15 protein-coding genes are annotated in these 13,976 nt (G+C 48.2%); 5 read left to right on the plus strand and 10 right to left on the minus strand.

Features of this window, described 5'->3' with window-relative positions; all coding sequences use genetic code 11:
* The first annotated feature begins 102 nt into the window (after positions 1 to 102).
* A complete protein-coding gene (locus V2H45_RS22170; protein ID WP_330485867.1) occupies positions 103 to 1,644 on the plus strand; it encodes a helicase-related protein in 1,542 nt (513 codons plus the stop codon).
* 98 nt (positions 1,645 to 1,742) lie between these two features.
* Here the strand turns inward: V2H45_RS22170 and V2H45_RS22175 are convergent, their stop codons facing one another.
* Together V2H45_RS22175 and V2H45_RS22180 are read right to left on the minus strand one after the other, a co-directional pair.
* Entirely contained in the window at positions 1,743 to 2,084 is a 342-nt protein-coding gene (locus tag V2H45_RS22175; protein WP_330485868.1) for a XisI protein, read from the minus strand.
* Positions 2,072 to 2,293 carry an element excision factor XisH family protein gene (locus V2H45_RS22180; RefSeq protein ID WP_330485881.1) on the minus strand — a complete coding sequence of 74 codons (222 nt, stop codon included), beginning with the start codon at positions 2,291 to 2,293 and terminating at the stop codon, positions 2,072 to 2,074. The genes V2H45_RS22175 and V2H45_RS22180 overlap by 13 nt, the downstream gene beginning before the upstream one ends.
* A 264-nt stretch (positions 2,294 to 2,557) precedes the next feature.
* On the opposite strand from V2H45_RS22180, the gene cobQ reads away from it, so the two are divergent.
* Both cobQ and V2H45_RS22190 read left to right on the plus strand, forming a co-directional pair.
* Entirely contained in the window at positions 2,558 to 4,102 is a 1,545-nt protein-coding gene (gene cobQ / locus V2H45_RS22185) for a cobyric acid synthase CobQ (RefSeq protein WP_330485869.1), read from the plus strand.
* A 108-nt stretch (positions 4,103 to 4,210) separates the two neighbouring features.
* The gene (locus tag V2H45_RS22190; protein WP_330485870.1) at positions 4,211 to 5,986 is read left to right on the plus strand and encodes a SulP family inorganic anion transporter; all 1,776 of its coding nucleotides are present in this window, start codon (positions 4,211 to 4,213) and stop codon (positions 5,984 to 5,986) included.
* Between the two features lie 52 nt (positions 5,987 to 6,038).
* Here the strand turns inward: V2H45_RS22190 and V2H45_RS22195 are convergent, their stop codons facing one another.
* Genes V2H45_RS22195 through V2H45_RS22210 form a run of 4 tightly spaced genes read right to left on the minus strand, consistent with a single transcriptional unit; the run spans position 6,039 to position 10,056 of the window.
* Positions 6,039 to 6,785 carry a DevA family ABC transporter ATP-binding protein gene (locus V2H45_RS22195; protein WP_330485871.1) on the minus strand — a complete coding sequence of 249 codons (747 nt, stop codon included), beginning with the start codon at positions 6,783 to 6,785 and terminating at the stop codon, positions 6,039 to 6,041.
* A gap of 9 nt (positions 6,786 to 6,794) precedes the next feature.
* A complete protein-coding gene (gene devC / locus V2H45_RS22200) occupies positions 6,795 to 7,988 on the minus strand; it encodes an ABC transporter permease DevC (RefSeq protein ID WP_408648868.1) in 1,194 nt (397 codons plus the stop codon).
* A 48-nt stretch (positions 7,989 to 8,036) separates the two neighbouring features.
* Entirely contained in the window at positions 8,037 to 9,209 is a 1,173-nt protein-coding gene (locus tag V2H45_RS22205) for an ABC exporter membrane fusion protein (RefSeq protein WP_330485873.1), read from the minus strand.
* 1 nt (position 9,210) lies between these two features.
* Entirely contained in the window at positions 9,211 to 10,056 is an 846-nt protein-coding gene (locus V2H45_RS22210) for an SDR family NAD(P)-dependent oxidoreductase (RefSeq protein ID WP_330485874.1), read from the minus strand.
* Positions 10,057 to 10,153: 97 nt separating this feature from the next.
* Here V2H45_RS22210 and V2H45_RS22215 point away from each other — a divergent pair, with 97 nt between their 5' ends.
* On the plus strand, positions 10,154 to 10,702 hold the full coding sequence (locus V2H45_RS22215) for a PadR family transcriptional regulator (RefSeq protein WP_330485875.1): 549 nt from the start codon (positions 10,154 to 10,156) through the stop codon (positions 10,700 to 10,702).
* A 38-nt stretch (positions 10,703 to 10,740) separates the two neighbouring features.
* Here the strand turns inward: V2H45_RS22215 and V2H45_RS22220 are convergent, their stop codons facing one another.
* From V2H45_RS22220 to V2H45_RS22230, 3 genes are read right to left on the minus strand one after another with little or no spacing between them, the layout of a single operon-like run.
* Complete coding sequence (locus V2H45_RS22220) at positions 10,741 to 11,973, minus strand: RNA polymerase sigma factor (protein WP_330485876.1); 1,233 nt, start codon at positions 11,971 to 11,973, stop codon at positions 10,741 to 10,743.
* 3 nt (positions 11,974 to 11,976) lie between these two features.
* Positions 11,977 to 12,594 (minus strand): glutathione S-transferase family protein, encoded by a 618-nt coding sequence (locus tag V2H45_RS22225; protein WP_330485877.1) that lies wholly within the window; start codon positions 12,592 to 12,594, stop codon positions 11,977 to 11,979.
* Between the two features lie 11 nt (positions 12,595 to 12,605).
* Positions 12,606 to 12,947: a YciI family protein gene (locus V2H45_RS22230; RefSeq protein WP_330485878.1), complete on the minus strand. Its 342-nt coding sequence runs from the start codon at positions 12,945 to 12,947 to the stop codon at positions 12,606 to 12,608.
* A 45-nt stretch (positions 12,948 to 12,992) separates the two neighbouring features.
* On the opposite strand from V2H45_RS22230, the gene V2H45_RS22235 reads away from it, so the two are divergent.
* Entirely contained in the window at positions 12,993 to 13,127 is a 135-nt protein-coding gene (locus V2H45_RS22235; RefSeq protein WP_330485879.1) for a hypothetical protein, read from the plus strand.
* A gap of 22 nt (positions 13,128 to 13,149) precedes the next feature.
* Here V2H45_RS22235 and V2H45_RS22240 read toward each other — a convergent pair whose 3' ends face one another.
* The gene (locus V2H45_RS22240; protein WP_330485880.1) at positions 13,150 to 13,920 is read right to left on the minus strand and encodes an AIM24 family protein; all 771 of its coding nucleotides are present in this window, start codon (positions 13,918 to 13,920) and stop codon (positions 13,150 to 13,152) included.
* Positions 13,921 to 13,976: the final 56 nt, after the last annotated feature.

The raw sequence follows: 13,976 nt of genomic DNA on the forward strand, positions 1-13,976 counted from the left end.
AGGAAAGGCTCTGGCAGTTTAACGGTAGACATTTTTACGCCGTAGTCTACTAGAGCAAACAATTATTAGATAGTGCATTCATAAAATGGAATGCACTTTATTGTGTCTAAAATCAACCTGTATTTACTCATCAAATCCGTCAAAAAATCACTCTGCGTCTTGGGCATGAGTGCCACACCCGTGATCAACAACCTCTACAAAGCCAAAGCACTACTGGAAATGACCAGAGGTGAAAAATTTGACGAACTCAAAACCTTTAGCACGATCGCCAATGCCCTCGCCATGCACGAAAAACTGATGCTGTATGGCATTCGCTACCGCCCCAATTACAAAATCGCAATTGCCGAAATCTTCCCCGAAATCTCAGGCGAAAATCTGCGACCTGATTTAGTGCAGGCAATTAAAGTCAGTCCCCTAGCCGTCGAGCAAGTCTTGCTAGAAGCCAAAATCGACACCATCATCAACCATCTCAAAACAGGAACGCTCGTTTATACCCACTATGTCGATGGCATGGTCGAACCTCTCCGCAAAGCGATCGCCGCCGCAGGCTATACAGTGGGCTTATTCACGGGCATCGAAGATTCCCATCAGCGAGAATCATCCTTAAACAATTTCGTCAAAAGAGAAATCGATATTCTGATCGGTACGGCTCCCATCGGGACGGGAGTAAATGGTTTGCAGTACGTTTGCGATCGCATGATTATCGCCAGCCTACCTTGGACTCATGCCGAATACGAGCAATTAGTCGGGCGGCTCTATCGCCAAGGCTCGAAATTTGAAAAAGTAGAAGTGGTAATTCCCCAAGTTGTCCTCGCTCACAACGATGATGTATGGTCGTGGGATCGTCAGTACCGATGGAATCGCATCCAATGGAAGAAGTCCCTTGCCGATACTGCCCTTGATGGCGTAATTCCCAAAGGCGAACTCGCATCTGAAAAAGTCGTGCTGCAAAAAGCAGGTGAAGCCTTGCAAGGATGGATCGATCGCCTTGAGCGCGGCGAAGTTTTTGAAATCGATCACGAAGAATTGCGCGTACCTTTACCAGAAGCGATCGCTAAAATCCTACAACGTCGCTTTGGTGAATTCTCCGCTATGAATAACCGTTTCAATAATTCCTATAGCCACACCACCCACGATCGCCTCACCCAAAACCCCGAAGAATGGTATCAATACCACACTCTCTATCGCGAAGCCCGTCAAACTTGGACAGAAGTTCCCTATGAAAAAATTGCCGAGAGTCTGCGAAACCATCCCGATCTGGTGATTGGTGACTTTGGATGTGGTGAAGCCAAACTAGCTGACCTGCTCCCCAATATCGTTCGCTCTTTCGATCACATTGCCATTAACGATAAAGTCATCGCTTGTGACATTACCCATACACCTCTCGACGACAAAACCCTCGATGTTGCCGTATTTTCTCTCTCTCTTATGGGGCTAAACTATGCAGACTATCTCAAAGAGGCATATCGCACGCTCAAGGGTGGAGGCAGCTTACTAATCGCTGAACCCCAAAGTCGCTGGGCAGAAAAAACATCCGAACTTTTAGCCGCGATCGCTCAGGTAGGCTTTATGGTCAGTCATCCGCAAACACGCGATCGCTTCCTTTACATCAACGCCACCAAGCCTCTAATTGCCTCAATATAGCCTGTCAAAATCTGAACTTTCTAATCATGAAGTTTACAGAAAAGCGATCGCTAAAATCCGTCTAATTCGGGATAATGACGATGAGAAGACGTGTAAACTTAACCTACAGCAAACTCAGTGTCAGAGCGCACTCTAGCAGGTTGAAAGCCCAATACGATATCTTGACTTGGTACACCTAATTTTAATAATTCATAAGCAATCCCATCTTCCGTTCCATCATATTGAATCCAAATTTTTCCATCCTTAATATCTAGATGTAACAAACATCCATAGTCCCTTATCCCGTTTCGCTTCCAACCCACATAGACCAATTGGTAATGATCTCGCTCGACATCAAAAATAGTCTGAGCCTCAACTTCCTTTGAGGATTGCATAGAACGATTTGCCCTTGCTTGCAATAACTGTTGAATATATTGCCTATAAACAGTTACTCTATCCATCGCTCAATAGTCTCCTGTTCTAAGTTATAGATTAAAAGCTTCAATTGACTTCGTTGTACAACACTATGAATAAAAGCTAAATTAAAAAAAGTTTGGTAAACGAAATGAGGTACAGCTAAATATAAAACGCGCTCTGGATCTTCATCTTCTAAGGCATACCGATAGTCCAAAAACTGTCCATGCGCTAAGTGAAAGTCAGAGCTACTTATTCCATATCAAATTCAGCACCTTTGAAATCAACTTCAGTTGCACCAAAATATTTTAGCTGAAATTTAGAGAAAGCAAAGGATTTTCCAGGTTAATCGGCTAGATTTCATGAGAAAGATTTTAGCGTAAGAGGGAAATGTGCTTAGAGCATCTAACGATCGCTCAGGTATGAACCAAACATGAAAGTTGGTATAGGTTATGATGCGAAGGCTGAAAGAATAGAAAATTACTTAAATTTTTTCAGGTAATCATACCGTTTAGTCTCTATGCAAGCAATCATGGTGGTGGGAACCACTTCCAATGCGGGAAAATCTCTAATCTGTGCCGCGCTCTGTCGCCTTTACCATCGCCAAGGATGGAAAGTCACACCCTTTAAAGGGCAAAACATGGCCCTCAATTCCTATGTTGTCAAGATGGAAGGGGAAGAAACTGGGGGTGAAATTGGCTATGCTCAAGCTGTGCAAGCATGGGCAGCGCAAGTCGAACCCAGCGTGGAAATGAATCCCATTTTGCTCAAGCCTCAAGGCGATATGACTTCCCAAGTGATTTTCTTAGGCAAAGCTGTAGGTGTAACCCAAGCCTCGGAGTACTATCAAAATTACTTCGATCGCGGTTGGGAATGCATTCAAGCTTCCTTAGCGAAGTTGGCAGATCGGTTTGATTTGGTGATTTGCGAAGGAGCAGGCAGTCCCGCCGAAATTAACCTCAAGCATCGCGATTTAACCAATATGCGGGTGGCGATGCATTTGAATGCTGCCACAATCTTAGTTGTCAGCATCGATCTGGGCGGCGCCTTTGCCCATGTGGTGGGAACCTTGCAACTGCTTACCCCTGAGGAGCGATCGCAGATTAAAGGCATCGTCATCAATAAATTTAGAGGACAGCGATCTCTTCTGCAATCTGGGATCGATTGGCTAGAGGAATATACAGGGATTCCCGTGATCGGCGTGATTCCCTACCTCGATATCGCCTTCCCTGCCGAAGATTCGGTGAGTTTGTTTGAACGTCGCAGTCGGCTCTCGCCTACAGACCTAAGTATTTCGGTATTACGACTACCTCGAATTTCCAACTTTACGGATTTCGATCCGCTGATCGCTGAGTCTACGGTGGATTTGCGCTTTGTTCCATTGAACCAAGCTTTAGGGAATCCCGATGCTGTAATTTTACCCGGTTCCAAAACCACGATCGCCGATCTGATCGCCCTACAGGAATCTGGGATGGCTGACCAGTTGCGCGACTATTGGCAAGGTGGCGGCACAATCTTAGGGATTTGCGGTGGTCTGCAAATGTTAGGACAAGGGATCGCCGATCCAGAGGGTAGAGAAGGGAAATCGGGAAGTTATGCGGGATTAGGACTCCTGCCGATTACAACCACGATTACCGACACTAAAATTCTCCGCCAGCGTCAAGCCCTGTCTATTTGTTCGTTATTTGGGAAGGAACTCGATCGGGAATTTGAGCGGGAATTCGGACAGAGCAGGTTTGAGATCGCGGGATATGAGATTCATCAAGGTATTTCTAGGATTTTGCCAGAACAAGAAAATCAGATCAGCGAACTGTTTGACGATCCCGAACTCGGTATGGTGACTACGGATGGAAGGGTATGGGGAACCTATTTGCACGGATTATTTGACAGTGGGAAGTGGCGACGCCATTGGTTAAATCAGTTACGGCATAAGCGCGGCATCTCACCCTTACCTATCGATACCTTAGATTATCAACAACAACGAGATCGCATCTTTGACCAACTTGCCGATGCGATCGCTCCCCATCTCGACCTGAGTAAACTGCTCATCACCAAACAGACATAGCTGCTAGGTTTCAGAACCTTCCTTTCATGGTGTGTCAAGTGTCAAGTAGACTAATTTGGTTGGGGAACGAGAAAAACCTCAGCTACAGCTAGTTACCGAGGCAGATTCTTGACAGATCCTTTACCTTCTCCCCCTCCCGCAAATAATCCCTTTAACCCTTCCCCCTATCCCTACGGGTTCGTTCGTTGGTTTCCCATTCTCACGGTGCTGCGCAGTTATCAGCCCCAATGGCTACTTCAAGATATTAGTGCGGGATTGGTACTCACAGCGATTCTCATCCCCGCTGGCATGGGCTATGCCGAAGCCGCAGGGTTACCCGCTATTTATGGTCTGTATGCCACAATCGTTCCTTTAATCGCCTATGCCATCTTTGGCCCCAGCCGCATTTTGGTGCTAGGCCCTGACTCCGCATTGATTGCCCTGATTGCTGCCACGGTACTGCCCCTATCCCATGGCGATACGAACCGTACCGTAGCGATCGCGGGAATGTTGGCGATTTTATCGGGATTTCTCTGTATTTTTGCGGGAATTGCCAAGTTTGGATTTATTACAGAATTACTATCGAAACCCATTCGCTATGGTTATCTGAATGGGATTGCCTTGACTGTATTTATCGGGCAATTACCCAAATTATTTGGTTTCTCTGTGCATGGGAATAGCCTCTTACAAGAATTGAATGAACTGGTGCAAGGGATTCTCGCAGGTAAAACCAATTGGACGGCATTCGCGATCGGAATATCTTGCCTCGCGACGATCTTGGGATTTAAGCGATTTTTCCCTAAAATCTCAGGTGTCTTGGTTGCCGCGATCGGTGCAACTTTGATTACTTCCAGCTTTGGGCTAGCGACGACTAAAAATATTTCGGTTATCGGTATCTTGCCTCAGGGTTTGCCGACCTTTCAAATTCCCCAGATTACGTCGAGTGACTTCAATGTTTTATTGTCGAGTGCTGTAGCGATCGCTTTAGTCTCTTTTGCCGATATGAGCGTGCTATCGCGTACCTTTGCTCTAAGGGGTGGCTATAAAGTCGATCGCAACCAAGAACTGATTGCTTTGGGCATTGTGAATATTGCTACGGGATGTTTCCAAGGTTTTTCAGTCAGCAGCAGTGCATCGCGCACGCCCGTGGCGGAGTCAGCGGGAGCCAAAACCCAAATTACGGGTGTGGTGGGAGCATTATGTATTGCTTTGTTGCTATTTTTTGTGCCAATGTTGCTGCAAGACCTGCCCCACGCTGCCCTTGGTGCAGTGGTGATCTCCGCAACTTTTGCGATCGTGGAAATTTCCAGTGTTTTGCGCCTTTATCAACTGCGTCGGTTTGAGTTTTTTCTATCGATTGTCTGCTTTTTGGGAGTCGCTTTACTGGGGGTGATTCAAGGAATTTTTATTGCGGTGGGGCTGGCTTTGCTAGCGTTTGTTTGGAGTGCGTGGCGACCCTATTATGCGGTACTCGGTCGGGTAGATGGACTCAAAGGCTATCACGATATTGTCAGACATCCCGAAGCCAGACGAATTCCTGGGTTAGTGCTTTTTCGTTGGGATGCCCCTTTATTTTTTGCCAATGCCGAAACCTTTAACTATCAAGTCATGCGATCGGTTGCCGATGCGCCAACCCCAACCAAATGGGTGGTCGTGGCGGCAGAACCTGTAACCGATATTGATGTCACTGCAGCCGATGCGATCGCCGAGCTAGATCGAACCTTGCAAGATGTGGGCATCGAGTTGTGTTTTGCTGAGATGAAAGGGCCCGTTAAAGATCGGTTGAAACGTTATGGTTTGTTTAGCAAGTTGGGCACTGAGAATTTTTTCCCAACCATCGGTCAAGCTGTCGATCGCTATTTAGAGGTACAACAAGTGGAATGGCGCGATTGGGACGAACTATAGCAACCCACATGGTAAAGTGCGAACGCTGCGGAAAGAAAAAGTGGATAATCTACTACGACGCGATCGCTTCGCTATCAGAGCGATCCACCAAATATCCATCTTCCATATAAATGATGCGATCGGCGAGGTCGAGAATGCGATTGTCGTGGGTCACGAGTAGGATCGTACAACCCTGTTCCTTCGCCAGTTTCTCCATAATTTCCACCACATCGCGTCCTGATTTCTTGTCGAGGGCAGCGGTGGGTTCATCCGCCAGAATAATCTTGGGTTGGCTGACGAGGGCGCGAGCGATCGCCACCCTTTGTTTCTGTCCGCCTGACAGATCGCTGGGATAGTAATCCATGCGATGGGCTAGACCTACCGCTGTTAAGACATGCCGAATGCGATCGTCTGCCTCTGCTGCGGTGATGTCGTGGATTTCCAAAGCCATTTCGACATTCTGATAAACCGTGAGAAAGTTCAAGAGGTTGTGGGCTTGAAAGATATACCCAATATTGCGACGCGCCAAGGTCATCTGTTCGCGACTGGCGTTGAGCAACTCCTGCCCGAGAATGGATAAACTGCCTGTCTGAGCTGATCGCAAACTGCCCATCAGCGTTAACAGCGTCGTTTTGCCAGAACCCGATGGTCCCGTCATAATTATGATTTCGCCCCGCTGAATTTGCAGGTTAATCTCAAACAGCACCTGTTTGCGCAGCGAACCCTGTCCATAGTAATGATTGAGATTGGCAATCGAGATGACGGGTTCAGAGGATGCATGGATAGATTCGGGGATTTCTAGCGCGTGAGATGGAAACATAGACTACTCCTAGAAAATATCAGCAGGGTCGGCAGTCTGCAACTTTCGCACTGCCATCGCAGCAGAAGCAGAACACATGATCGCTGTGAGAAGGAAGACAAACACAATTCGCCCAAGATCCATCGCCATCGGTAGGGATGTGGCAATCTTCGTAATCTCGTACACACCTAAGGCGATCGCTGTGCCTGGAAGGAAACCCAATGCCGCCAAAATTAAGGATTCTTGGAAGACCACAATCAGTAAATAGCGATCGCGAAATCCCATTGCCTTGAGCGTGGCGTATTCTGGCAAATGGTCGGTGACATCACTGTAGAGAATTTGATAGACAATTACAGCCCCGACGATAAAAGCAATTACCACGCCTAAATCAAAGGTATAACCCACGGGCGTACTGGCATTCCAAAACGCAACTTCAGCTTGAATATATTCTGCTTTAGTCATGACCTTGACATCATTGGGTAGGCGCGATCGCAGTTCTGCCAGAACCCTTTGTACATCCGCATCTGGTTTGAGCTTAACCACACCCACATCAATCAGCCCTTTTTGTCGGAAGGGAGCCATGCGTAGGAAATTGATGTCGCTGGTAATCAGATAGGCATTGATTCCAAAGGTGGGGCTGAGGCGAAACAGTCCCCTTATCTGAATTTGCCGTTCGTTAATTTCGGTCGTGACGGATTCCCCTGACTGAAGGTGTTGGGCGATCGCGCCGAATTCGCTGCGGGAGTTGGCATTAAATAGGGCTGTGTCGGGTTCACGCAACTTCTCCCAATTGGCTTGCAAGCCTGCTAAATTCATCACTTGATGTTCTGGATTGATGCCCACGGCATAGATATCCCAAATCTCCTTGTTGTAGGGATTGCGCCACTGAATGAAATTGAGATAGATTGGGCTGACAGATTCCACCCCTGTGACACCTGCGGCGGTATAGAGCCTTCTTTCCGTAAATCTATCTAGGGAAATCAGCGATCGCGATCGGCTACTTAAGAGCACAATTTCGCCATTTAAACTTTGATGGAATTCCACGGCACTGCTAAACAAAGCACCCCGAAAGCCCATTTGCAGAAACATCAAAAGATCGGCAAAGCTAATCCCCGCGATCGCCACCAGCAACCTAGCTCGTTCCTTCCGTAATTGCAACCAAGCGAGAAACAGCGGCTTTTTCTTTTTCTGACCAGTCCCTTTCTTCTCAATCTTTTTGTTCATAAATTCGAGCAGCTTATGTGTCATGGAGATCTTCCTTAAGACTGGACATCAAGATTGGACATCGATCGCTACCTGAATGCTGAGATTCGTTAGACCCGAAACCTTACGGCTAGATGCTTCATCCAAAAGCACTTTCACTTCCACAACCCGCGCATCAAATTGCGCCGCAGGATCGGTATTCAAGACATCTTTCTTATTAATCTCCAAACCCACTTCTACGACCTTGCCCCGCAACAGATCGGGAAAGGCATTGTTCTTACTAGTGACGATCGCTGACTGCCCGATGCGAATGCGACTGATATCCAACTCATAAACTTCTGCGACTGCCACCATGCGCCGAGTTTGTCCCAAGCTAATCACACCTTTACTACCGACGAGTTCTCCCGCGCGGGTATGAATTTTGAGAACCTGTCCGTCTTGCGGCGATCGCACGATCGCCAGATCCAGTTCGGCTTTTGCCCTTGCCAAGCCTGCCTCTGCCTGTGCCACCTGTGCTTTGGCAACATCCACATCCACTGGACGCACCTCCGCAATTTGGTCGAGCGTTGCTTGGGCTTCTGCCACCTGCTGCTGCCGCGATCGGCGAATTCGACTTAGTTCAGCCTGCGCCTCCTGCAATCTTTGCTGGGCAGTATCTGCGGTTAATCGTTTGCTATCGCGCAAGGAGGCGGAAACCGCTCCCTCGGTCTGGAGATATTGATACCGCTGACCTTCTAGTTCGGCATTGCGAAGTTCTGCTTCTAAACGTGCGATCGCGGCTTCTTGTGTCGCTGATTCTGTTTGTAATTCGATCTGGAGGCGATCGACTACCCTTGCCTGCGCTCGAATTTGCCCTGACTTCGCGCCTGCTTCCACTTGCCGCAGGCGAGATAATGCCACAGCAACCTGTTCTTGGGCTTCGCGAAACGTTGCTTCCCTACGAGCGTAAGTATCCAAAAACGCGATCGCTTCGCCCTTGCGAATCTGCTGACCGTGAGTCACTTTGAGGCTCTCAACCCTCGCCCCATCTAAGGAAGTGGGAGCGAATACCTGAATCACTTCACCATCGGGTTCTAATCGCCCCAATGCCGAAACGGTTTCCACCTTAAGGGGAACTTGGGAGATCGGCGGTGGTGTTGCACGATTGCCGATCGCGACATAGCCGATCGCACCAACGCTTAAAGAGGCGATCGCGACGAGTGCCAGTGGGAAGTAACGATTTTTTGTCCAGGTCAGGCTCATGCTATTTAACCCTCGCCACACCCAAGTTTTTCCCTTGTTGATGCTTCGTCATGCCGTGCATCACACTGCCCATAATTCTCACCCTTGCCCACCGAGGCAACAGTGCCAGCGAATAGACAAGTAGCTTTGATAAAAATCCTGGTAACACGGTGGACTGGCGACCCAAAGCCTTCAAGGTTGCCTCAGCGACTTCGTCTGGGCTCAACGCCTTGCCCATTTGCATCCCCGCTCGATGGGCAAAACTGCTATTTGTTGGGCCTGGGGCAGAAGCGATCGCATCCACACCCAAGGGCGCAAGTTCCACGTTTAATGCCTCGGCAAGGGTCTGCACGTAGGCTTTCGTGGCAGCGTAGTGAGCAGCAAAGGGCATGCCTTGGAACCCCACAATCGAACTCATCAGGACGATGCCACCGCGACCGCGTTTTGCGAACCGCCGCCCGAAGTGCCAACTCAACCCCAAAAGCGATCGGCAGTTCACGTTGAGCATTTCCATCTCTTGTTCCAGTCGGGAGTGAAGAAACTGCCCCGATGTGCCAAAACCAGCCGCTGCTACCAACAAACCGATATCCAAATCGCGGGTAGTAGCAGCGAGGGTTTCAACTGCTGACTCTAATGCTAAGTCAAGTCTCACAACCTCAACGTCAATCCCATGCTGCGCAGTCAAATCCTCTGCCATCTCCTCTAATGCTGCTTGGCTTCGCGCCACCAGTACCAGATTTAGCCCTGCCTCAGCCAACCTAAATGCGATCGCGCGACCAATACCAGACGAAGCACCCGTAACCACTGCCCATGAGCCATAGCGTTCGCGCAATCGCCTTTGCCAACTACCCAACTTAATATTGCTCATTATGAATTACATTTTTTGTATTCAAGTTTTTGAGTACAAAAAATAAGGTACACTGAAACAATTCAATTCGTCAAGCTATTTTTAATAACGCAAGTCTATGGCTCTCAAGCACACCATTCTCGCCTTTCTATCGCGGCAACCGCTCAGCGGCTATGAAGTGGCTAAGGAATTTGCTGAAGGGTTTGGGGGTTGCTTTTGGAAAGCCAGCCAGCAACAGGTTTATGCCGAACTCACCAAATTAGAACAGCAAGGTGACGTCACCTATGAGGCAATTCCCCAACCAGGACGACTGGACAAGAAAATCTATTCCATTACCGATCGCGGCAAACAAGAACTCACCGATTGGCTGACCAAACCCATGGAACCCACTGCGATTCGTGAAGATTTAGGCGTCATGGGATTAGCAGGGCATCTCGTGCCCAGTCAAGCGATCGTCCGCGAAATCGAACGAAGACGACAGCTCCATACCGACATGGCGCAACAGGTCAAAAAACTAGACGAACACTTTGCCAAGCATCTAGAATCGCTGGAACTCAAAGATCTCTATATGCACCTAGTCATTCGCCGCGCCATTCGCTATCAAGAAGATTGGGTGGCATGGTGTGACGAAGCCCTGGAAGCGATCGCCCAGACTTTGAGATCCTAGGAGATCTAACTGTGGCAAGCATTCTATGGACTAAAGGATTATGTATTCAAGGGTAAAGATTGGCGTACCAGAAACTCGCGAATCGCAGCATCTTCTGTAAGACCGATCGCGAGGTTATAGGCTTTTAGTGCCTCAGATTTACGTCCCAATCGCTTAAGTAGATGTGCCTTTAGCGCCCAATAGGGCTGATAGTTTTTGACTGATTCAATTGGTAATGCTTCTAAAAGTGTTAGCCCCTGCGCTAAGCCTTTTGCTTCTGCGATCGCCGCAGCATGACTCACTAAGGCGCCCAAAGTAGGCGAAAGTCGAATCAATCCCTCGTATAACAAGGCAAGCGCATCCCAATCGATCCGCTGAGTCACAGCCCTTTGAGCGTGGACAGATTGAATTGCGGCTTCTATCTGAAATCGTCCCATTTGTTGAGAGGTAGATGCTTGAAGTAATTCGCGCTCTGCTTCAGCGATCGTCGCTTGAGACCACAGCATGGTGTCCTGTTCTAACAAAGGAATATAGTCACCATTTGCAGTTCGACGGGCTTCACGGCGAGATTCGCAGTAGAGCATCAGGGCAAGCAATCCACGCGCTTCTGCTGCCTTGGGCATGAGTTGAATGCATAGACGTGCTAACCAAATGGCCTCTTCGGTCAGCCCCCTATGTCTTGGGTCGATTCCAGTCACTGTTTCCCAACCATTCGTGTAAGCAGCATAAATTGCTTCTAGCACTGCTCCCAAGCGTGTAGGTAACTCACTGACAGAGGGTAGCTCAAAGGCAATCCCCGCATCCTTGATTTTTGCTTTTGCCCTCACCAGTCGCTGACCCATGGTCGCAGGGGCAACCAGAAAAGCTGAGGCAATCTGAGCGGCATTGAGACCGAGTACGGTTTGCAGCATTAGAGGGGTATGGAGTGAGGCATCGATCGCAGGATGAGCGCAGACAAACAGCAATTTTAAGCGATCGTCTGGGAAAACGACCTCCTCTAGAGAAGCTTCAGATTCTGCGGCAAATGCTGACTCTTTAAAATTACTAAGAATGCGATCCTGAACTTGATTTCGCCGCGCAGCATCAATCAGTCGATGCCGCGCGGTTGTCAGTAGCCAAGCTTCAGGATTTTTAGGAACTCCAGTTTCTGCCCAATGTTTTAAAGCAGAGAGAAAAGCATCGCTGAGAGCGTCTTCCGCAGATGCAATATCTCGCGATCGCGCTGCCAAGTAGGCAACCAATCGTCCATAGGAGTTTCGTGCGGCTAATTCTGCTGCTTGACCTGCATCCATGGATTAGCCTCTTGGTGCGGTTTTTTCCCAAGCATGTAACTGCTCCATTCGAGCATACCACGCTCGAATATGAGCGTAGTTCTCTAAGGGAAAGCGTCCTGGAATGGCATAGGTCAGTTCGCTAGCAACCGAAAAGTCAGCCAACGTCAGGGTATCGTTAACTAAAAATTTGCGTTCCGCTAGATGCTCGTTCAACACAGTCGCCTCTTTGTGAAACAGTTCAGTTGCTCGTTGTACCACCTGTAGATCGGGCTCTCCCAGTTGCAACAGCGGCTTGACAAAGTTTTCAAACTGCAAAGGTTGACAGGCATGATGCCAGTGAGCTAGCTGCCAGCTTTGCCAGCGCATAATATCCGCACGGGTTTTCACATCCTCAGACCAGAGGGTGTTGGGAATCTGACTTGCCAAATATTGCATAATTGCGGTTGACTCCCAAAGGATGAAATCACCATCCTCTAGGACTGGGGTTCGACCTGTGGGATTCAGCTTGTGGAATGCTGGCGCATGCTGTTCGCCTTTCTGTAAATCCACCAATTGCAAATCCACAGGCAGTTGAAGATGGATTGCAACAGCATGGGCTTTGCGCGTGTTGGGAGAGGGAGGGAAGTAATAAAGTTTCATTCAATCTTCTCCTATTTCTCGTTCATGGGTAACAAAGGACGAACTTCAACGGCACAGTTACTGGCGGCAGGACAGCGTGCTGCCCATTCTAAAGCAGCATCTAAATCAGGAACATCGATGATAAAAAAGCCGCCTAGTTGCTCTTTGGTATCAGCATAGGGCCCATCCTGAACGCTCCTTTGCCCATTTTGCAGACGGACGGTTGTGCCAGTATGGCTGGGATGAAGTGCTGCACCACCTGCCATCACGCCAGCTTCAACCAGAGCTTGCGAGTAAGCATTGTAGGCAGGCATATAGGTATCGCGGTTAGCAATATCCTGCTCTGTCTCATAAACCAAAATTGCGTACTTCATAGGGATACTTCTGTAATAGATTTGGTCAAAGCAAAAAGGTATTTTATGCTTTCTAAATCTATGACGGTCGAAGCATGGCAATTTCGACAAAGACTGCAAATTTTTTTGCGATCGCCCTTAATTTACTATGAGGACTTTAAGCATATGGTTTCAAATCGCAAGAATTCCTTTCGCAGTTAAAAAGTTACGATATTCCCCAAACTCACAAATTATTACTCCCTCCTACCTGCGTTGCTCCTTCTGGAGTCGGTGGATGGTAAGTCATAGACTGCAAGCCCAAACGCCCCGGGCCAATAAAACGATTGAGCGTAAACGAAATGCCACCGAGCATTACGCCGATCGCGCCCAAAATGCCACCGCTAGATTGCAAAGCCGTAACCGTCTCCATCCTGACCGAGGAATCTTTCCACAACCATGCCCCCGGTTCTACATCCAGCATTTCTCCCGCCGCCAGATACTTTTCAAATACATTGCCATAGCCATGGATTAACAGCAATCCTCCCTCTTTTTTCCCCTCAAAGCGATCGATAAACAGTCCACCACTGCGGCTAAATAAAATATTCACCAATCCACGTTGAAAAAAGAAACTGTATTCAACATTGCTTGTTGCCAATAAAAACTGATGTTCTCTCACATCTACCTTTTGCCCATGCTCTAGTTTTAACACCACAATTTGTCCAGGAGCTTCGCGGGAAAAAGCGATGTTACCGGGACCATGGGCTTCAGTGACAAAAATCTCTAATCCTGCAAAAAAGCGTCTTGCCGCTCCCTTTAATCCCTTCATTCCCAAACGCACATTGGGCGTTTTCCATAGCAGAATATGATGCTCAAAATAGACAGATTGCTGCTTTCCCAATTCCAGATCCACAACTGGAACCACTTCTCCTTCAATTCTCAAACTCAGATCGCCAGACTGAAAAACGCCTTGAGGATTTCTTAACTCAGGTACGGGTTCATTATCAAAGTTGGGCATAAAGGGCACCTCTAAAAATCAGTCAGAGACGAAAAACGAAAATAAAAAGAGAGAAG

It is taken from the genome of Tumidithrix elongata BACA0141, assembly GCF_036349135.1.
GTDB lineage: Bacteria > Cyanobacteriota > Cyanobacteriia > Pseudanabaenales > Pseudanabaenaceae > Tumidithrix > Tumidithrix elongata.

Coding starts and splice junctions, on each gene's coding strand:
- V2H45_RS22230 (WP_330485878.1), bottom strand. CDS start 12,947: ATGAAGTACGCAATTTTGGTTTATGAGACAGAGCAGGATATTGCTAAC.
- cobQ (WP_330485869.1), top strand. CDS start 2,558: ATGCAAGCAATCATGGTGGTGGGAACCACTTCCAATGCGGGAAAATCT.
- V2H45_RS22240 (WP_330485880.1), bottom strand. CDS start 13,920: ATGCCCAACTTTGATAATGAACCCGTACCTGAGTTAAGAAATCCTCAA.
- V2H45_RS22225 (WP_330485877.1), bottom strand. CDS start 12,594: ATGAAACTTTATTACTTCCCTCCCTCTCCCAACACGCGCAAAGCCCAT.
- devC (WP_408648868.1), bottom strand. CDS start 7,988: ATGAACAAAAAGATTGAGAAGAAAGGGACTGGTCAGAAAAAGAAAAAG.
- V2H45_RS22205 (WP_330485873.1), bottom strand. CDS start 9,209: ATGAGCCTGACCTGGACAAAAAATCGTTACTTCCCACTGGCACTCGTC.
- V2H45_RS22215 (WP_330485875.1), top strand. CDS start 10,154: ATGGCTCTCAAGCACACCATTCTCGCCTTTCTATCGCGGCAACCGCTC.
- V2H45_RS22195 (WP_330485871.1), bottom strand. CDS start 6,785: ATGTTTCCATCTCACGCGCTAGAAATCCCCGAATCTATCCATGCATCC.
- V2H45_RS22220 (WP_330485876.1), bottom strand. CDS start 11,973: ATGGATGCAGGTCAAGCAGCAGAATTAGCCGCACGAAACTCCTATGGA.
- V2H45_RS22175 (WP_330485868.1), bottom strand. CDS start 2,084: ATGGATAGAGTAACTGTTTATAGGCAATATATTCAACAGTTATTGCAA.
- V2H45_RS22235 (WP_330485879.1), top strand. CDS start 12,993: ATGCTTTCTAAATCTATGACGGTCGAAGCATGGCAATTTCGACAAAGA.
- V2H45_RS22210 (WP_330485874.1), bottom strand. CDS start 10,056: ATGAGCAATATTAAGTTGGGTAGTTGGCAAAGGCGATTGCGCGAACGC.